This window comes from Gimesia sp., from assembly GCF_040219335.1.
Classification (GTDB): domain Bacteria; phylum Planctomycetota; class Planctomycetia; order Planctomycetales; family Planctomycetaceae; genus Gimesia.
The window spans coordinates 259,058-278,469 of sequence record NZ_JAVJSQ010000015.1 but is presented as its reverse complement, the minus strand read 5'-3'; the positions used below and the strand labels follow the sequence as shown (position 1 = coordinate 278,469).

The window sequence follows — 19,412 nt, the reverse complement described above, 5'->3', positions numbered from 1 at the left end:
GCGCAACTGAACCACGGAAATTTACCGGTTGGTGTGATCAGGATTTATCGGATTGACTGGGGGGCATAATCCGGGTCGGTTTCGAACTCGGTTCTCCCTTCAACAACTGCTGGCGGGCTTGTGTCTGTTGTGCCAGTCCGTGAATACGAATGAAGCCCAAGGCAGTCTCGTGCGGGAACTGGTCGCCTTCTTCGTAGGTCGCCAGTTCGGGACTGTAAAGGCTGTGTTCGCTCTTCAGACCGGTTACGGTGTGATTTCCTTTATACAGCGAGACGCGCACTGTTCCGGAAACAAACCGCTGGTTCTTTTCAACAAATCCCATCAGGTCCTGATGGAAAGAGCTGTACCAGAGACCATCGTAAATAATATCGCTGCAAGTCTGGCTGACGAACGTTTTGAATCGCAGTGACTGCCGACTGAGTGTCAGGTATTCCAGTTCACGGTGTGCATTATGCAGTATAACGGCAGCTGGTGCTTCGTAAATCTCACGACTCTTGATACCGACCAGACGGTTCTCAACGTGGTCGATCCGACCGACACCATTTTCGCCACCAATTTTATTCAGGTGTGCGATCAGGTCAGCACCGTCCATTTCCTTACCATCGATGGCGATTGGACGTCCCTGTTCGAATTCGATTTCCAGTTCTACTGGTTGATCGGGAGCATCGTTGGGAGACGCGGTCCACTTGTAAGCTTCTTTCGGCGGAGCCACCCACGGATCCTCCAGGATGCCTGCCTCGACCGAACGTCCCCAGAGGTTCTGATCGATACTGAAGATGCTTTCCTTGGTGGCTTCAACTTCGATTCCATGTTCTTTGGCGTACTGCAGTTCTTCGGTTCGCGTCCATTTCCACTCGCGAACGGGGGCAATGATTTTCAGCTGTGGTGCCAGGGTCTGGAAGGAGACATCGAAGCGGACCTGGTCATTACCTTTACCGGTACAGCCATGCGCGACAGCGGTCGCTCCGTGTTCTTTCGCGACTTCCACCATCCGGTGTGCGATCAGCGGACGCCCCAGAGCAGTCGCCAGAGGGTACTTACCTTCGTACATGGTACCAGCCATCAATGAAGGCCAGACGAAGAAGTCGACAAACATGTTTCTCACGTCTTCGACTACGGCTTCAACAGCACCGGTTTTGATCGCCTTTTCCTTGACTCCGTCCACATCGCGACCCTGACCGAGATCACAGGTATAAGTGATCACGTCCATGTCGTATTTTTCATTGATCCACTTAACGGCGACGGAAGTATCCAGACCACCACTGTATGCCAGAACTACTTTTTCTCTTGCCACGAAATTCTACCAATCTTCTGGAAATGAAGGAGTAAAGAAACGAATTCGACGGAATCTGCGAACGATGCAAATGGTACTATGATCGAAACGCATCCGCAATGCGCACATTCTAACATTCTGAGCCGCAAAATACGAAAACTGCTGCCTGAAAGCCGGATGCCTTCCACAACCGTTCAGCCATCACAGACGCGACAGATATGATAAAAGCACCCGACAGAATGACTGTCGGGTGCTTTCGCATCTATTAAAAAACGGGACGTAACCTGCGTTTAGTGCAGGTCGTCGTCGCCATGGTCATCCTTGCCTTTTTCAGCGATCAGAGCATCGCTGGTCAGCAGCAGGGTTGAAACACTGGCGGAATTCTGCAGAGCGGACCGGGTCACGCGGGTCGGGTCAATGATCCCGGTTTTGACCAGATCTTCGTACTTGGAAGTCGCGGCATTGTAGCCCATGTTGCCTTCCAGTTCCGAAACCTTTTCGCAAACCACGCTGCCATCGTCGCCGGCATTGTTGGCGATCGAAGTCAGTGGTGCACGGCAGGCACGCAGAATGATTTCGTAACCTACTTTTTCTTCCTGAGAAAGACCGGTCGGCTTGCAGGCAGCAGAGCTTCGCAGCAGAGCAACGCCACCGCCGGGAAGGATCCCTTCAGCAACAGCAGCCCGTACGGCGTGCAGCGCGTCTTCGACGCGTGCTTTCTTTTCTTTCATTTCGCTTTCTGTAGCGGCCCCCACGTTGATCTGGGCAACACCACCGGACAGCTTGGCAATCCGTTCTTCCAGTTTTTCTTTGTCGTAGTCGCTGGTGGAGTTTTCCAGTTCGCGACGGATCTGGTCGATACGGGCTTTAATTTCGCCTGGCTTTCCGCCACCTTCGATGATGGTGGTATTGTCTTTATCGACGGTCACTTTCTTGGCGACGCCCAGGTCAGACAGCTGCAGGTTTTCCAGCTGAATACCGAGGTCTTCGAAGATTGCCTGACCACCAACCATGATGGCGATATCCTGCAGCATGGCTTTACGACGGTCACCGTAACCGGGAGCTTTGACTGCACTGCAGCGGAAGGTACCACGCAGCTTGTTGATCACGAGAGTCGAAAGCGCTTCGCCTTCGATGTCTTCAGCGATGATCAGCAGCGGCTTGCCGGCGTTAACCACTTTTTCCAGAACAGGAACCAGGTCCTTGATGTTGGAAATCTTCTTTTCGTGTACCAGCACGTAGCAGTCTTCCAGTTCGCAAGACATGCTCTGAGGATCGGTCACGAAGTAAGGTGAGAGGTAACCACGATCGAACTGCATCCCTTCGACGACTTCGAAGCTGGTGTGCAGGCTCTGGCCTTCTTCAACGGTGATCACACCATCTTTACCGACCTGTTCCATGGCATCAGCCAGGATCTTGCCGATTTCTTCATCGCCGTTAGAAGCGACTTTACCAACCTGCGAGATGGCCTTTTTGTTTTTGCACTCGATAGACATCTTGTGAAGTTTGTCCACGATGTCTTCGACAGCCTTATCCATGCCACGCTTCATGGCAATCGGGCTGACGCCGGCTACAACAGACTTCAAGCCTTCGTTGTAGATCGCTTCAGCCATGATGGTCGCGGTTGTGGTTCCGTCACCGGCAATGTCAGATGTTTTGCTGGCAACTTCACGCACCATGCGGGCTCCCATGTCTTCGAACTTGTCAGACAGTTCGATTTCGCGGGCCACAGATACACCGTCTTTGGTTACAGTCGGAGAACCAAAGCTTTTCTCGAGAATGACGTTACGACCTTTCGGCCCCAGAGTGACACGAACGGCTTTTGCCAGCTTGCTGATGCCGCGTCGCATCGCTTCCTGAGCTTCCTGATCAAAGGCAATCATCTTTGCCATTTCACTATATCTCCATGTACGCAGTATGAAATATGAAGGGAAGAGTCATCGCTGCACCCGATCGGGGAGCGATGATCCGGTAATACAACAATGACAGCCTAGTAAGTTGCCAGAATGTCACTTTCGCGGAGCAGCAGGTATTCTTCTCCGCCGATTTTGATTTCATCTCCGCCATAAGGGCTGAAAATGACACGGTCGCCCTCTTTTACCGTCAATGGCAGCTTGGTTCCGTCAGATTTGACGTGTCCATCTCCCACGGCGACCACTTCACCACGCTGTGGTTTATTCTGGGCACTGTCTGGTAAAACAATCCCACCTGCGGTGGTTGATTCGGCAACTTCTCTTTTCAGAACGACTTTGTCACCAAGAGGGACAATACGGGCGCCTTTGCTTGCTTTGGCAGCCTTCTTCGCCATTGGGATCTCCTAGTTTGCTTTGATTTCGACTCAAATGTCTTCACATCGGGGTGATTTATGATCTGTGGTGGCTGTAAGCCAGACCACAACAACACATTCTCAGCTGAGATCTGACTGCAGACCTTAGCGTACCCGGACTAGATGCGAACGCCGTGCCTATTTACAGATTAATCCATAAGACATAAATATATAAGAACTTAAGAATTCACGACGAAATCAAGGCATGTCAGGTTTGCTGCCGGACAGTCGTGCACAATTCAAATTCGCTGCCATATTGGCAGCGCGAGTACATTCATCCTCCACGACATCCGATCCTGAGGCAGTCTGAATAATCTCAGAGAAAACCAGGGAATTCAAATTGACATAAATGTTAAAATAGGTACTATCACTACAAACCCAACCCAATAACTTCCCTGAGCTCTCAATCAGGGGCTGATCTTCTCAAATCAGCGGCGGTTCACACCGTTCCATTCTTATTCAAGCTCCTCGCACACTCTCTCTCTGTTTCAATCACGATCCATAACAGGAGACCGAGAGACGTGCCTGAGCCATATTCCTCTACATCTGACAACAACAGTCCCTACCTGAACTTGAATACCCTGAGCCTGCATGCACGTGAGCTGGCATCACAGGGAAAGTTCGGCCAGGCCCGTGCACTCTTTTACGCAGAGGAATTTGAAGGACCAGACTGGCAACGCCAGCTGGGACTGGGTGAATTTCTCCTGTCGACGGGTCAGACTGCTGACGCGATTGAACCATTCTCGCTGGTCCTGGATTATGCACACCAGAGTAACGAAAAATCCCTTCGCTCAGTCGCCTGCCACAACCTGGCGATCGCCTATCGTGAACTGGGGTATTCGCAACTCGCAGCCCAGTTTCAGCAATATTCGATCGCCTGGGGGGATCTTCGCTCCGCTGACCATCAGACTCTCGAATCAGAAATTCATCATTTGTCCGAGCATGCAGCCTGCGATCTGACAGGCAGGGCCAACGACGCGATATTGCAGCAGGAGTATCAGCTTGCCGAACAACTACTGAACATTTCACTTAGCCGAGAGATACTTGACGGCGATGCGGATGCCCAGGCCGCCGACTGGGGCAACCTTGGTATCCTACAGGGTTTACAAGGTAATCATCTCCGCGCTATCGTCTACCTGCGTAAGGCATATCAACTCCATCAACAGACGCAAAACCATTCTGCCCTGGGACAGGACCTGGTCCATCTGGCGGAAGTTTTCCAGTTAACTGGTCGTCTGAAACGCGCCGCGCGTTGCCTGCAGCGGGCAATCAACTGTTTCTCCCAATGCAACAGCCAGGGAAATGCGGAACAAGAAGCGTGCGTCCGTTTACATGAATTACAACGAATACTCGCCGTCCAGCAGCATGATCCTTTGCTGAATTAACCCGTCAGATCTGTCAGCAAGAAATCGAGTGCCCCTGAAATTCCATGACTGTCCACTTGCGAACTGCCCCTCTCTCTGTTGATAATTAGAAAAATGCGCAAGTCCATCCTGTCATTGCCCATCCCGGTCCCTGGCTGGAGCTGTTTAACAGGTGGACTCTGCTCAGTTTCACTACGAGCGATATCTCTCAACATCTCGAAGGTCATTCATGCCCATCAAGGTTCATTGCAAAGAATGTGATACCACCTTTCCTGTCAAAGATGAAGCGGCTGGAAAGCGGGTACGCTGCAAAGGATGCGGCTCACCGGTTAAGGTCCCCTCTGGCGAGAAGCGGAAGAAACGGGCCGCCACTGCCAGCAAGTCAGCGGACACGGATGATTTTCTGGCCAGTTTTGATATCGATAAGATTGAGGACAAGGAAGCCCGGATCTGTCCCCGTTGCGGGCACGATGCGGATGAAGAAGATATTGAATGCTCCAACTGTGGCGTGAACCTGACCACCGGTCGTCTGAGCGAAAAGACCCGTAAAAAACGGAGACGAAAAGGCCCGGCGATCGAAGAGTTCTACTCGAAATCCTGGGGCGATGCTTATACGTTTCTGGGAAATCATAAGGGGCTGGCAACCAAAACTTTTCTGTATTCGTTTATCGCCAGCACACTCTTCTTCTGTGCCATCTTCATGATGTTCTGGTGCCATCGGACTCCACCGAGAGCTTTCTGGGGATTCATTGCCTTTGTCTCCATTATGGCAGTTCCAGGCTGGATCTGGTTTATTCAGACCGAAGTCGTTCGCTACGCCTTGCAGAAGAAAGATAAACTCAAACGGATCAACTTTGACTTCTTCCTCTGTTCGGCCCTGGGAATGAAGTTCATTTTCTGGATCGTACTGTTCAGTTTGCCTGCACAGGCCGTGTTTGGCACCATCGGCTATTACTATATCACTAACGGATCGATTCCCATCGGTGCCGCGTTGATTGCCGTTGGATTCATACCGACATTTCTGATGTTTCCCCTGGCGATGCCTCATATGACTGTGGCCGATTCCACACCGGGCTGGCTGGTTCATAAACTGGGCAGAGTGTTTTTAACTCTCGCGAAACCAGCCTTGTTCTGGTGCTTTGTCTTCTTTGTCACAACATTGCCGGCCCTCGGTTGTCTGGCGGCCATCGGAGCCATTTCCGGTAGTGACCTGGATACATTTTTCTCAAACGTCCGCTATAACTCGGCCGTCGCTGCCGATAATGACGCCAAAGAATGGGCCGATGAAAACAAGATCGAAGATTTTGTCGAAGGCCCCATGGTTGGCAAAAAGCCAGTTGAATTGCAGCCCAAAGTGCTGATCTTGCCTTCGATTCTCTGGCTGTTCGCCTGTGCGTTTTATGCCCCGACTCTGATTTACAATGCCCGGGTGAATGGCTTGCTGGCCGTCCATTGCAAACCGGATTTACAACTGATCACCAAGCTCGAAGAAGTCAAATACGTTTCGAAAGCCGAACGGGAGAAAACGGGCCCCCCGACTCCCCGCTGGCAGCTTTCGCTGGTCGGAATCGGGATCGGTGTGGTGGTCGGGATTGCGATGTTCTTCCTGATTCCCCTCATGCCCCTGCTTCTGTTGCGTGTTCTGCTCATCATTATGGGGGTCGCTCAGATCGGCTGTCTGTTCAATGTGCTTGCCCAGATCAAGCAGAAAGAAGGGCTGGGATTTGCAATTCTGGGTTTCTTTGTCTCAATTTACGCATATGTCATGGGCTGGATCTATGCCAAGAAAGACAAGGAAATCGGTGGCACGATGATGCTCTGGACCCTGTTTTTCATAGCCAGTACGCTCACTCAAATTGGACTCGTCTATCATGCCGTCAGCATGATCTTCACTGAATTGAATAATAATGCGAACGCTCAGGCCCCGGAAGATCCGGCCGCAGAACCCGCCGCTGTTGATGCTGGTGAGGGTCCTGCTGACCCTGCAGTTGATGCAGCACCGGCCGAACCAGCGGTCCCATAATCACGGAAATCGGCCTCAGTCGGTAGTCGCTGGTTGACAGCCCTGTCTGGTTGTTTACAATAAAGTCAGTATTGACCGCTCTTCCCTCCTGCTCATCCAGCGGGCAACCAGAGTGGGTACTCCTGATTCAGTTCCTGAAGCGAGCTGGATTGCCGGGAGCCAGTGACAGTATCCCAATTGTTCTGAACCATACCCACTCATCTCATCGATGCCATGGCCGTTCACCTTACAGTCAAGCTGTTGATCGTGGTACCGCCGGGCATTGGTCACTCCAGAATGACATAGTTTGATGAAACCACAGTCTCACGATCTATTTGACGAATCGACGATGAGCTTCGGAGATCACCTCGAAGCCCTGCGAATCCACCTCTGGAAGGCATTAATTGGACTGGCGATCTGTGTGGTCCTGGCCCTGTTTATCGGACATAAAATCGTTGCAGTGGTGCGGGCTCCCATCGACTCTGCTTTGAAAGAGTACAATCTGGACAAGCTCCCCGAAGAAGAGTCGCCAGAACAGCAGAAAAGCATTGAAGACCTGATCGCAAGCCTGAGTGCCCAGGAGAACCCCACTGCTGAAAACAAGGCACTGCAGAAGATTCTCCAGGACTATCAGCACCGGATCAACAACATCGAAGACACGATGGCAGAGCCGGTAACACTGGCAGTTCAGGAAGCGTTTACCACGATTTACCTCAAGGTTTCTTTTGTCGCCGGTCTGGTATTGGCCAGTCCCTGGGTGATCTATCAGATCTGGCTGTTTGTGGCTGCGGGGCTCTACCCTCATGAACGCAAGTATGTCTATATCTACCTCCCGATCAGTATCTTTCTGTTTCTCGGTGGTGCCCTGTTCTGTTTCTATGCGGTCTTTCCGTTTGTGCTCAACTTCCTGCTTGGGTTCAATAAACTCCTGGGTGTGAATCCGCAGATCCGGCTTTCGGAATGGATCAGCTTTGCGATTACACTCCCCCTGATGTTCGGTCTGAGCTTCCAGTTACCGCTGATTATGCTCTTCCTGGAACGGATCTCCGTCTTCGAGGTCAAAGATTACATCGAGAAAACCCGGATGGCCATCCTCGTGATTTCCATCATCTCGATGCTGATGACCCCCGCGGATCCGATGAGTATGCTGCTGATGATGCTGCCATTATTACTGCTTTATGGACTGGGAATCGCGATGTGCAAATATTTCCCCAGCGCCAACGCCAGCCCCTTTGAATCGCCAGATTCCCCCTGAAACAGGGGCTGATTTTCCCCTGTTCAGACGGCGCGAGGTTGGACTACAATGCTTTCAGCCCGGGGTGAGGATTCCCCGAAAAACGCGATACCGTACTCGAATCAATGAGGAAGACCATGAGTACCAGCACTGAGCAGGATGCAGCTGTGCAAACCACCGAAAAACCAGTCCGGCGGCATAAACTGATTAAATTCTCCCTTCTGGTGTGCGCACTGATCGGTGGCGGAGTACTACTCTGGGAGGGTCTGCTGGAAGACCGCCTGGTAGCGAAACGCTTTGGCGTCGTAGAACCAGGCAAAATCTACCGTAGCGGCCAGATCTCCAGTCACCTGATTGAGCCTGTGCTGCGTGAAAACAAAATCGAAAAGGTCATCGCGCTCAACGGCAGCGACTTACAGAAGCCTTTCCTGAAAACCGAAGTCGAAACGGCGAAGAAATTACACATCGACCACCAGGTGCTGCATCTGATTGGCGACGGAACAGGTGATGTTGACGATTACGCGGAAGCGGTCGCTGAACTCATGCGCTGTGAAAAAGCGGGTAAACCGGTTCTGGTCCACTGTGCCGCTGGTGCACAGCGAACCGGTGGTGTTGTCGCCGCTTATCGCATGCTGGTCCAGAAAAAGTCTCCTGAAGAAGCGTATCGGGAACTATTGCTCTATGACTGGAAACCACACAAAGACCAGGCACTCATCAATTACCTGAACCAGAATCTGGCAGAGCTTTCCAAACGGCTCGAACAGAAAGTCGACTGGTATGAGCCGCCAGCCGAGATTCCTGTGATTGGGAAGTAACGCTGTGAAAATCAGCTCTATTACTTCCGCAGATTCGCGAACTGATTGCGGAGATATTCCTGCAGAGTGATGGAGCTTACATCTTTATTCTTACGCAGGGTTTCCCAGTGATGGATCAGGCCACGATCCTTGTGGTCCAGCTTCCAGTGAATTTTATGCTCGGCACGCAGGTGAAGCGGGTCTTCCATGCGAGTCTGCAGTTCCACTTCGATGGGCAGTTTCTTGCGGCTTCGCAGCTCTTCGTTCAGCGTAATCCGTGAAGTGGGATGCAGCGTGTAAGGGTGCAGCACGTAATTCAGGCGTGCCATCCAGTCTGCAAAACGCAGGTAGGTTTCCACAGCGTCCTGTTGATCAGGTGTGACGCACTGCACGCGGTAGGTAATCAGCTTGCTGTCCAGAGTCAGCAGATTTTTGTTGTTCTCGAACTGAATATTGAACTGTGGTTCCAGCTGGAACTGCAGTTCGGAGGCAATCTTCTTTCCCTGGCTTCCCTGGACTTTGAGCTGATCGTGAATGTATTCCTGAGTCTGATGCTGGGCGACGTTGAGCACATTCTTGATTTCATCAAAGTTGATCACGGTTTTAATCATCCGCGATTCGTTCAGAATCATCAGACGTTTCCGGGCCGGCTCGAAAATGGTGACTTCTCCGAGTCCGTCGACATGATCGTAAACCTTCTCTGCATGAAAGATGGAAACACTCCGCGAGACGATTGTCGGATCGATCTGCGGCTGATGGTGATACACCGTCGTCCGGATGCGAAATTCCTGGGCGATACCGGTATTGCTTCCCGCAAGCTGCACAACAGCCAGAATGCCTGTGATGAGAAGTGGTCTCCACATATCAGATATACTTTCCTGATTTGAAACAGAGAGACGGAGTGCTACCGTCGGCAGCAGAAAAGCTGCACGGTTTCAGTCTGTTCAGAGTGAGTGTTTTTGAATGTACTTCGGGTAAGAATTGAGAGATGAGAGCGGGAGCGTAAAAAAAAGCCCGTTTTACTGCAAGAGGAAGTTGGCGATCATAGGCCCCGTTCTGTCTTGACAACTTCACAAATCGACCAGCAGCACCGAAGCACTTATCTCTATAAATAAAAGCGACTTACATAACAAACAACGTCCCTTTTAATTCAAACCCGGCTCACGACCCGAAATCCGGTTCCACTTTTCTCACAGGATCTTCATAATAAAGTTTACTGTTCATCTCTCCACAGCCGGTATCACTTCAGCAGAACAGGAATCAGCATGGGCTCGTCCAAAACAGACAAACAGGAACAGGAAGCGGCGCTCATGCCGGTCACCTGGCATCGGAAACTTCCCCAGGATGTCGTACCGGAAGAAATCCGGAACAAGGTAAAAGCAGCGCATAAACGGGATATCCTCTGCGAGAAATACCCCTATCGCCAGAAACTAAAACGACCGGAATACGAAGAACTGTTAGTGCCGCTGCAGATTGAACTGTTAAAACTGCAGCGCTGGGTCGAACTGAATGGCGAACGGATTGTGTTACTGTTTGAAGGACGGGATGCCGCCGGCAAGGGGGGCACGATCAAACGTTTCACCGAACACCTCAATCCCCGAGGTGCCCGGGTTGTCGCTTTGCCCAAACCGAGCGATACCCAGCAAGGCCAATGGTATTTCCAGCGGTACATCGAGCATTTACCCACTGAGGGAGAAATCGTCTTCTTTGATCGTTCCTGGTACAACCGGGGCGTCGTCGAACCGGTGATGGGGTTTTGCCGCCCTACCGAGCACCATACCTTTCTCCGTGAGGCGCCACAGCTGGAAAACATGCTGGTGAATTCGGGCATTCACCTGTTCAAGCTCTGGTTCTCTGTGAGCCGCGAGGAACAGTACCGCCGTTTCAAGTCACGAGAAACCGATCTACTGAAGCAGTGGAAACTCAGCCCTATCGATGTCAAGAGCCTGGGCATGTGGGACGAATACACCAATGCCCAGAATGCGATGTTCATGGCGACGGATACCAAAGCCTGTCCGTGGACTGTCATTCGTTCCGACGACAAAAAGCGCGCCCGGCTGAACTGCATTCGTTATGTGCTGAACGCGATTAACTATCCACACAAGGATGAAAGCCTGGTGTCGGCCTTCGATTCTGCCATCATTGGGTCCAAGGAAGTCATCTACGACACCAGTGAGTGGTAGACTGCTTTGATCCTTGGTCCGACTTTAATACATGAGATACCTGGCCCGCCGTACGCCGAACTCTGCCAGATCCTGCTGGTAGCCAGAGCGGATCTGCATCAGAGACTCTCCCTGCAGCACAGCATCAAAGACACGCTGATTTCCCAGCAATCGATTGAAATTCCGTGTCTCCCACTCCTGTGGAAAGTGTTTCCTTAACTGGATGGCAATCTCCAAGCCGGTCTGCACGGGTTGAAACTGCTCCCGGTCGGTGACAATAAAATTCACACCGCCACACAGTTCCCCGGAAAATTTACTCGATTCCGGAGTGAACTCAACCGGCACAAATCGTACACCCGGCAATCCCGACCGGTTCAACGCTTCAGCCAGCTGCATGCCTTTCAGCCAGGGAGCCCCGATCCATTCGAAGGGCGTATCCGTTCCACGTCCAACCGACAGATTTGTCGTCTCCAGTAAACCGATCCCGGGATACAGGACGGCCTGATTCAGACTCCGCATATTGGGCGACGGGTTGACCCAGGTCAGCCCGGTCTCGTCGTAATACATGTCCCGCTTCCAGTTTTGCAACTTGATGACCTGCAGGTCGACGCCGATCTGCATTTCCGTATTGAACATCCGGGCCAGTTCGCCCGCAGTCATGCCATGACGCACGGGTATGCGGTGGTAACCGACAAACGATTGAGCTCCTTCGTCCAGCACGGGTCCTGCGTAATCGACGCCATTGATCGGGTTCGGCCGATCCAGCACAATAAATTTGATGCCCTGCTGTTTTGCAGCCCGCATCGCATTCCCCATCGTAGAGATATATGTATAAAACCGCGCTCCGATATCCTGGATGTCGAACACCAGCGCATCCAGATCCTGCAGACTTTCCGGCGTAGGCGTTCGCGTTTTGCCGTACAGGCTGAAGATTTTCAGCCCCGTCTTTGCGTCAGTGGAATCGCCGATTTTCGACACGTCCAGTTTACCGGCAAAGCCATGCTCGGGACTGAAGAGGGTTTTCAACTGCACCTGTGGTGCGTCATTGAGAACCTGCACCGTACTCTCCCCCTCGCGGGTGAGCCCGGTATGATTCGTGATCAGGCCAATGCGTTTTCCATTTAATGACTTGAACTGTTCCCGCTTCAGGACATCAATTCCGGTCAGCACATCCAGGCTGGCTTTTGAGGCAACTTTGACTTCCGCAGTCGCTGCCGGTTGTCCGGTAATCGCAGCAGCGGCAATCGTACCAATCCGTCCCGCCAGAGAATTGACAGAGCCTTTCCCGTCGGGGTGTACTCGGTTGCTGAGAAAAATCACGAACAGGTCCTGAACGGGATCCATCCAGATCGCAGTTCCCGTGAATCCGCCATGCCCGAACGCGCGTGGGGAAAACAGGTCGCCCCTGTTCGAGGAATAACGCGACAGGCTGTCCCAACCCAGACCCCGGATGTCATCGACGACAGGATAGCCCCGCGTCATGAGATCGATCGTTTCCGGTTTCAGAACACGGGTACCATTCTGGCTTCCCTGATTCAACATCATCTGGGCGTAGACCGCCAGATCTTCGGCAGTCGAAAATAGTCCCGCATGCCCGGCGACGCCTCCGAGTCGATATGCACGCGGATCATGAACTTCCCCCTGCATCCAGTGTCCGTCCCGTTCCTGCGTTGTCGCGGCCCGCTGTTTCAGTTCGTCTGCCGGCAGGTACCCGGTTTCCTGCATCCCCAGCGGCTGGAAAACGTTTTTCTGAGAAAACTCATGCACCGATTCTCCGCTGATTCGTTTCACAATATCTCCCAGGAGGATGAAGCCGACATCGGTGTAGGCAAACCGTGTTCCCGGTTCATAGTAGAGTTTGAGAGCATAAATCTTCTGCATCGCGGTTTCAGGACCATCCAGATAATCTTTGATGGAGTTATCCGGGATCAGGCCTCCCTGATGGGTCAGCAGCTGATAGATGGTAATATCCTGCTTGCCGTTGGCGGCAAACTCCGGAATATATTTCGATACTGGATCACTGAGCTTCAACTTCCCCTGCTCGATTAACTTCATCACGCTGGTCGCGGTCGCGATCGGTTTTGTCAGGGAGGCCAGGTCAAAGACGGTATCTGTCGTCATGGCCCGTTTTTCGGGTTTCACCTGACGATAGCCGTAGGCTTTGAGGAAAACAATTTTGCCCTTATATCCCACGAGCACCACGGCGCCGGGCATCGAATCTCGCGCCAGACCACGCTCGACGACAAAGTCAATCTCAGACAACCTCTGTGGGTTCATCCCCGCTGCTGCCTGAGCATGCGGCAGTCGGGTTGGTTCAGCCGAGCGAACCTCGGGAAGACTTGCTGACAGAAACAGGAGGCAGGTGATAAACAGGATGAAATACTTCATAGAAAACTCTCTACTAACCAGCGAATTGAATTCCATTGATGCTTCAGTACTTACTCTTCGTCCCAGTGAAAGCGGGCCGCCATCGGCATACGACGACCTGATCCGAATGCCCGGGCTGACAGTTTAATGCCGGGTGGCATCTGTCGACGTTTAAATTCATTCCGATCCAGGCGATTGGCAACCCATTGAACGGTCTCACGTGGATACTGCTCCGACATGCTCCGCACGGAACGTTCGTCTTCGATCAAACCTTTCAGAATCCCGTCCAGAACATCATAAGGTGGCAGTGAGTCCTGATCGACCTGATTCGGTGCCAGCTCTGCACTGGGTGCCTTATCCAGAATGTTCTCCGGAATCACAATACGGCCGGCGCGCTGGTTAACATAACGCGAAACCAGGTAGACATCACATTTCAGCACATCACAGAGTACGGCGAAACCTCCGGCCATGTCGCCATACAGCGTGCAGTATCCCATGGCCAGTTCGCTCTTGTTACCGGTCGCTAAAGCCATCCAGCCATGTTGATTGCTACGAACCATCACATTGGCGCCGCGGATACGCGCCTGCAGGTTCTGATCTGCCAGCCCTGCAGGTGCTTCGCGTAAATCATCGCCGATAACAGGCAGATTCTCAAAAGCCTGATGCACTGAATCAATGGGCACGGTTTCATAATTGATGCCCAGATTCTCCGCCAGTGCCAGTGAATCCGCCACACTGTGATCGCTGCTGTATCGACTGGGGAGCAGCAGACCATGCACGTGCTGCGGGCCGATGGCCTCGGCTGCGACCGCTGCGGCCAGGGCGCTGTCGATGCCCCCCGAAAGGCCAAGAACGCAATCGGTGAATCCACACTTCTGCATATAATCCCGCAGGCCCAGCACCAGGGCATCGAACAACTGCTCTTCGCGGGACAGGGGTGAAATTTCGAGAGGCGATTCAACGACCGCCTCAGTATCAAACAGCTGCAGATCTTCTTTGAAACCGGCCATCTGTAATTGAAGCTGACTGTTCTGATCGAGGACGAAGCTATGTCCGTCAAACACCAGATCATCGTTGCCCCCCACCTGGTTGACGAACAGGTAAGGGATTGAGTAACGATCCACATGCGACTGAATGATCTGCTGCCGTCGTTTTCGTTTGTCGATTTCAAAGGGACTGGCAGAGATGTTGATCAGCAGATCGGAACCGGCTTCGGCGAGGATTCGAACCGGATCGGGGAGTTGCACCGGCTGATCATGATAAAAGGTATCGGGTTGCCCCCACCAGGCGTCTTCGCAGATATGCAGGCCCAGTTTGAGCCCACGAAAAGTGACGGGGCGGATCTGCTCCAGCTCGGCATGGCGGAAATAGCGCTGTTCATCAAAGACATCGTAATTAGGCAACAGCAGCTTGTGCACGCATTCCACGACAGCTCCCTGACAGAGCAGGCTGGCCGCGTTTGCCATGCGTCTGCCGGGAAGATCTCGTCCGGTCGGATGTCCTACAATCACGCCGATATTGGCGGGGATATCCTGTGCCAGTTTTTCTACTGCCCGGTCACATGCTGCGATGAAACCTTCTCTCAACAGGATGTCTTTGGGGGGATATCCGCAGACAACCAGTTCCGAAAACAGGACCAGTTCAGCGCCGGCCTGTTCAGCTCGTTGCACTGCTTCCAAGATTCGCTGACAGTTTCCGCGCAGGTCACCTACCGTCGGGTTCAGCTGGGCCAAGGCAATTTTCACGGACGCTCTTCACTCCTGCAACAGATGCATCAGATATTCGGATCCTACGGACCTGAACGCCAGGGGAATCCAAACTTGCTGTAATTCAGCCAGCAGACAAAGGAATTTCCTGATTTCAGGCTAAATCCAGGACTTTTTTTTGACCACCGCGGACACGCGACCTAAGTTTAGATGAGTAGAACTACATCTCTCAAGGGAACAGGGCCATTTGTTGAGGCTCATTATAGATTGATTCCCCTTTACAAAGTATCCCGGGACAGAGATCTCTTATGACACATTCTAGAAAAAGAGCTTCATCACAGGCAAATGGGCGACCATTGTTGAGCCATACCTCGATCCTGATTATCAGTATCTTTATTCTGGGTATGGCCACGGGAAATATTTCATCCGTGCCTGCTAACAGTTCGTTCCTGATGATGGGCGTCTTCGGCGTCATCTCATACTTTGGACTGGGTGCGCTGGCCGATTCCCGCGAGCGGAAACGTCGGCAGCAGATCCTGGAACAGAAAGAAGAGGCACTCGAGGGCCGGCTGGAACGCCATCTGACCAGCAACCCGCAATGCCCCCCGCCTCAGCGTGTGGCCAGTGCAACTCCCCTGCATAACGCTGACCGTCAGGCTGAGATGCCTCAACTGACCGCATTCCAGAATCGCTGAACTCTGGTTTCAGACGGGCATAAAAAAACGGTTCCAGATTGCTTTCGCGAATCTGAAACCGTTCGGAGCTTTTTAGCACATACTCAATCAGTTGGCTGAAGGAGCATTGATCCGATGGCTTACCCGGGTCAAGGCATTACGGGCTGCGGTTCGAACGTCTGAGTTCGTATCAAACCGTGCTTTCTGCAGTTCTGGAATTGATTTGTGAGCGAAGGGCCCAATCTCTCCCAGTGCATAAGCGGCTCCCGCACGCACCTGACTTGCTTTATCCTGCAGAGCCAGCGAGAGGGCCGCTACGACACGGTCATCTTCCGGTTGCAGATCAGCCAGGCTGTAGCAGGCCAGCCAACGAATGTTGACATCTTTGGACATCAGGCAGTCTGACAGTGTCTTATGAGCCTGATATTTCCAGTCCGGATTCCGAGCCAGCAGTTCAGCCGTATGCAGGCGAACGTAAGGATTGCTGTCCGAGAGTGAGCGAACCAGAATCGGTGTCAGTTCCTGTGACTGATGACCAATCTGTGACAGCACAGCTGCCGCGAAAGAACGATCACTTTCCACCTGGGAATTCATGGCTTCAATCAAAGTCGGCACGGAATCATCCGTATTCCCTTCGATTCTCCATAATGAGAACGCACTTTGAATCCGCACGCCCATATTCTCATGCAGTGACAGAGAACGCAGAGCGGGAACCGAAGCGATTGCTTCAGCTTCCATTGCCCCCAGTCGCTGGACTGCCTGCTTCAGTTCGGGCACATCGCTGGAATCCAGCTGTTTGACCAGGTACAGGACTTCACCGCTGGCATTGGGACAGAGAGCGGCTGCCGAATTGGGAGGTACGACTTCCCGCTTAGGCTGGCTGAGACTCACGTTCTGCACAATCGGCTTCTGGCTGGGCTGTACCGGCTCAACTTCGAACTGCCGGGAAACCGTACTGATTTTTCCCTGTTCCGATTTTGATTTCGGATCGACGGGATTCCAGGTTCCGATCTGGGCCACTTCAGCATCTTCAAAGGGCGAGTTGCTGACAGCTTCACGCTGCTGACGCTCGAACGTATTCTCTGTTTCCCGTGGCATTTCGCTTTGTGCGACCTGTCGGAAATCTGGTGTAACCTGTACCCGTTGCTCATCAGCCGGTGTGAAATCAGCGATTAACTCAGTCTGCAGGTCCCGCATCAGTTCGTAAGCAGAACGTTTGTGCGTGGGCTGAGTTGCAGCCGGTTTTTCAGTCACTTGAGCGACCTGTGTTTCCCGGACTTCGGCATTCCGAACCGGTTGCCGTTCTGCTTGACTCGCGGATTCCATCTGGGCGACCGCTTCGTCAGTCAGTCTCCTGAAGGTGACTTCTTCTTCCGGCTGGGAACGATTTTCAGCCTGGGCCAGAATCTCGTTCAGTCTGGAACCTGCCTGTTCCCGTTTTTGTGCTGAGTCGTCTACCTGAGATTTCATCGGTGTCTTTTCCGATTTGACCTCGGCAACTTCCATTGGTTCCTGCTCAAATGCAGGCTCGCTCAGACTCGGGTCGGCCAGGAACGGATTCTCGACATCCTGCTTTGAAGATTTTTTACCGATGCGATCACGAATCACCTGGAAAGGAGAATCATTGGTCGCTGCCACTTCGGTTTTGGGCTCGAAGTCTTCTCTGGTGGGTTCGGGTTTGGGTGCCGGTTTCTGTTTCAGTGTTGTTTTTTGAGCGACTTCAAATTTACGGAACGAGCTCTGTTCTGCACTCGCTGTTTCCAGCTTGGATTTGGCAGCATCAGATCGCGAATGCTGTGCCATCTGCACATCCGGTTTGGCCGATTTCAATGCAGGATCTGCGGATAACTGTGCGATATTCATCTGCACGCGTTTCAGCAGTTTTTCATTCTGTTTGAATTCAGCAGAACCCCGTTTCAAGCCGCCACTTTCACCAGCTGCCATCCGGCTCATTGCCAGCGATCGCTGATAGCGTTCCAGGGCTTCACGTTTTTCACCACGCTGAGCGTGCAGATGAGCGACGATCTCGTGGGCTTCGGCGGGGGTGCTGATTTTACACAGCTGCGTATAGCTCTCGTGCATTTTCCCCTGGGTTCCCAGAACCGTGGCCAGACGCGTCACGGCGCGTTCGTTGTCTGGCTCCAGCTTGACGGATCTCTGCAGAACCTTTTCGGCTTCGTTCAGCTTTTTCATCTTGTACAAAGCATAGCCGTAGTCACTCAACAGTTCCGGATTCTCCGGTGTCAGTGCTTCCGCCTTTTTGAAGTACTCCAGAGCTTCTTCCCGCTCACCCACGCGATAACTTACGATCGCCAGGCGGTGACACGCCAAGGCCCGTTTGGGATCCGCTTCGAAGATGTCTTCGTAGGTTTCCTTCGCCTTTTTTAATTCTTTTTTGTTTTCCAGATTCTGAGCGACCTCCATCTTGCTGTCCAGTACCTTGGCCTTCGCGGAGGCTGGGAGCATGGCTGTGGGCATATGAGTACAACCGGCAAATGGAACAGCAACAGACGCTGAAAGAACTGCGGCCCAAATACTGCAGCGCTTCATTTTGAAATCCTCGAATAAATAGAGTCGAGAGCGATTAGTTCAGGTTAGCCGTCTCGTGAGCACGAATGACTGAGATATTTTGAGAGTCAGTTCAAGCTGTCGCTGGTGCAGGGATTCCTGTCCGGTTCTCGCTCGTAGCGAATGTAACAGGTAAGCCACCTGCAACGACAACTCACGGCTTTATGAATAGTTCGGTTATTCACGTTGCGCCGGTGTAAAGGGAAGTACAGAATATCGCACCTGTCATGAAGATCGTGCCGGAAGCGCCGGCTGTAACGCGTGTCCAAACCAGGACAACATTTCCGAAGAGTTAAACCTTGACGGTTATTCCGAATCTGCCGACCGGTACCCTGCCAGGCATATCCCTCAGCTTTCCAGTGCTTTGGCGATCAGTTTCAGCATCTGATCGGCGGCTGCCAGCTGGCGACGCTGGCGCAGCGTGAGCCCGTCTGCGGGATGATTCTGTACCGGTCCACTTGAGATCAGCGCATCACTTTGCAGCGCCTCGACAGACACCAGTTCCGGCGTCACCGCAAGATCGCTGGAAGTCAGTCGGGCGATACCAATACAGACGAGCCCATCCTGAGACTCGGGGGCACCAGGCCCCAAATGCCCCGTGATCGCTGCGGAAAGAGTCGCTTCGGGAGTTTCCTGCAGGACACCCAAAGCCATTTCCCGGGCCGTCTCGCGACTGACATCGGTAAACTGGTTCAACGTCTCCGCCTGTACTCCCAGCCACTTCATTTTGGTGTCCCAGCGATAGACCACGGCTGAGCCACAGAAATAATCAGAAATCCCCGGCAGGCTGGTCATCAGCGTCGCCACGAGTCCGCCGGTGCAACTCTCTGCGAGAACGAGTCTCCGGTCGTTACGGGACAGAGCCGATTTGACTTCCTCAGCAGACTGGATCAAAAACTCGGGAAACATGCAGATCTCTCCAAAAACAGCGTTTGCGGCTCT

At 52.6% G+C, this 19,412-nt stretch carries 14 protein-coding genes; 6 read left to right on the top strand and 8 right to left on the bottom strand.

Annotated elements, in window-relative coordinates:
* Positions 1–37 precede the first annotated feature (37 nt).
* The 3 genes from RID21_RS13865 to groES all read right to left on the bottom strand — a co-directional run bounded on the left by RID21_RS13865 (position 38) and on the right by groES (position 3,581).
* The gene (locus RID21_RS13865) at positions 38–1,294 is read right to left on the bottom strand and encodes an argininosuccinate synthase (RefSeq protein ID WP_350189768.1); all 1,257 of its coding nucleotides are present in this window, start codon (positions 1,292–1,294) and stop codon (positions 38–40) included.
* A gap of 269 nt (positions 1,295–1,563) precedes the next feature.
* Entirely contained in the window at positions 1,564–3,165 is a 1,602-nt protein-coding gene (gene groL / locus RID21_RS13860; protein WP_350189766.1) for a chaperonin GroEL, read from the bottom strand.
* 98 nt (positions 3,166–3,263) lie between these two features.
* A complete protein-coding gene (gene groES / locus RID21_RS13855; RefSeq protein ID WP_145036124.1) occupies positions 3,264–3,581 on the bottom strand; it encodes a co-chaperone GroES in 318 nt (105 codons plus the stop codon).
* A 539-nt stretch (positions 3,582–4,120) separates the two neighbouring features.
* Between groES and RID21_RS13850 the strand changes: the two genes are divergently transcribed.
* From RID21_RS13850 to RID21_RS13835, 4 genes are all read left to right on the top strand, one after another.
* Positions 4,121–4,984, top strand: coding sequence for a tetratricopeptide repeat protein (locus RID21_RS13850; protein ID WP_350189764.1), 864 nt, complete (start codon positions 4,121–4,123; stop codon positions 4,982–4,984).
* A 208-nt stretch (positions 4,985–5,192) separates the two neighbouring features.
* The gene (locus tag RID21_RS13845; RefSeq protein ID WP_350189762.1) at positions 5,193–6,986 is read left to right on the top strand and encodes a zinc ribbon domain-containing protein; all 1,794 of its coding nucleotides are present in this window, start codon (positions 5,193–5,195) and stop codon (positions 6,984–6,986) included.
* A gap of 289 nt (positions 6,987–7,275) precedes the next feature.
* A complete protein-coding gene (gene tatC / locus RID21_RS13840) occupies positions 7,276–8,220 on the top strand; it encodes a twin-arginine translocase subunit TatC (RefSeq protein WP_350189760.1) in 945 nt (314 codons plus the stop codon).
* A gap of 116 nt (positions 8,221–8,336) precedes the next feature.
* Positions 8,337–9,014 (top strand): dual specificity protein phosphatase family protein, encoded by a 678-nt coding sequence (locus RID21_RS13835; RefSeq protein WP_350189758.1) that lies wholly within the window; start codon positions 8,337–8,339, stop codon positions 9,012–9,014.
* Positions 9,015–9,034: 20 nt separating this feature from the next.
* On the opposite strand, the gene RID21_RS13830 is transcribed toward RID21_RS13835, so the two are convergent.
* Positions 9,035–9,856, bottom strand: coding sequence for a hypothetical protein (locus RID21_RS13830; protein WP_350189756.1), 822 nt, complete (start codon positions 9,854–9,856; stop codon positions 9,035–9,037).
* Between the two features lie 402 nt (positions 9,857–10,258).
* On the opposite strand from RID21_RS13830, the gene ppk2 reads away from it, so the two are divergent.
* The gene (gene ppk2, locus RID21_RS13825) at positions 10,259–11,176 is read left to right on the top strand and encodes a polyphosphate kinase 2 (protein WP_350189754.1); all 918 of its coding nucleotides are present in this window, start codon (positions 10,259–10,261) and stop codon (positions 11,174–11,176) included.
* A 24-nt stretch (positions 11,177–11,200) separates the two neighbouring features.
* Here ppk2 and RID21_RS13820 read toward each other — a convergent pair whose 3' ends face one another.
* Positions 11,201–13,543: an exo-beta-N-acetylmuramidase NamZ domain-containing protein gene (locus RID21_RS13820; RefSeq protein WP_350189752.1), complete on the bottom strand. Its 2,343-nt coding sequence runs from the start codon at positions 13,541–13,543 to the stop codon at positions 11,201–11,203.
* A 50-nt stretch (positions 13,544–13,593) separates the two neighbouring features.
* Positions 13,594–15,267 (bottom strand): NAD+ synthase, encoded by a 1,674-nt coding sequence (locus tag RID21_RS13815; RefSeq protein ID WP_350189750.1) that lies wholly within the window; start codon positions 15,265–15,267, stop codon positions 13,594–13,596.
* A 269-nt stretch (positions 15,268–15,536) separates the two neighbouring features.
* On the opposite strand from RID21_RS13815, the gene RID21_RS13810 reads away from it, so the two are divergent.
* Entirely contained in the window at positions 15,537–15,923 is a 387-nt protein-coding gene (locus RID21_RS13810) for a hypothetical protein (RefSeq protein WP_350189748.1), read from the top strand.
* An 87-nt stretch (positions 15,924–16,010) separates the two neighbouring features.
* On the opposite strand, the gene RID21_RS13805 is transcribed toward RID21_RS13810, so the two are convergent.
* Together RID21_RS13805 and RID21_RS13800 are read right to left on the bottom strand one after the other, a co-directional pair.
* Positions 16,011–18,380, bottom strand: coding sequence for a HEAT repeat domain-containing protein (locus tag RID21_RS13805; protein WP_350189746.1), 2,370 nt, complete (start codon positions 18,378–18,380; stop codon positions 16,011–16,013).
* A gap of 438 nt (positions 18,381–18,818) precedes the next feature.
* On the bottom strand, positions 18,819–19,379 hold the full coding sequence (locus RID21_RS13800; RefSeq protein ID WP_350189744.1) for a CinA family protein: 561 nt from the start codon (positions 19,377–19,379) through the stop codon (positions 18,819–18,821).
* Positions 19,380–19,412: the final 33 nt, after the last annotated feature.

Excerpts from the sequence above, each read along its gene's own strand:
- RID21_RS13805 (WP_350189746.1), bottom strand. The coding sequence starts at position 18,380 with ATGCCCACAGCCATGCTCCCAGCCTCCGCGAAGGCCAAGGTACTGGAC.
- RID21_RS13820 (WP_350189752.1), bottom strand. The coding sequence starts at position 13,543 with ATGAAGTATTTCATCCTGTTTATCACCTGCCTCCTGTTTCTGTCAGCA.
- RID21_RS13810 (WP_350189748.1), top strand. The coding sequence starts at position 15,537 with ATGACACATTCTAGAAAAAGAGCTTCATCACAGGCAAATGGGCGACCA.
- tatC (WP_350189760.1), top strand. The coding sequence starts at position 7,276 with ATGAAACCACAGTCTCACGATCTATTTGACGAATCGACGATGAGCTTC.
- ppk2 (WP_350189754.1), top strand. The coding sequence starts at position 10,259 with ATGGGCTCGTCCAAAACAGACAAACAGGAACAGGAAGCGGCGCTCATG.
- RID21_RS13845 (WP_350189762.1), top strand. The coding sequence starts at position 5,193 with ATGCCCATCAAGGTTCATTGCAAAGAATGTGATACCACCTTTCCTGTC.
- groL (WP_350189766.1), bottom strand. The coding sequence starts at position 3,165 with ATGGCAAAGATGATTGCCTTTGATCAGGAAGCTCAGGAAGCGATGCGA.
- RID21_RS13830 (WP_350189756.1), bottom strand. The coding sequence starts at position 9,856 with ATGTGGAGACCACTTCTCATCACAGGCATTCTGGCTGTTGTGCAGCTT.
- RID21_RS13800 (WP_350189744.1), bottom strand. The coding sequence starts at position 19,379 with ATGTTTCCCGAGTTTTTGATCCAGTCTGCTGAGGAAGTCAAATCGGCT.
- RID21_RS13835 (WP_350189758.1), top strand. The coding sequence starts at position 8,337 with ATGAGTACCAGCACTGAGCAGGATGCAGCTGTGCAAACCACCGAAAAA.
- groES (WP_145036124.1), bottom strand. The coding sequence starts at position 3,581 with ATGGCGAAGAAGGCTGCCAAAGCAAGCAAAGGCGCCCGTATTGTCCCT.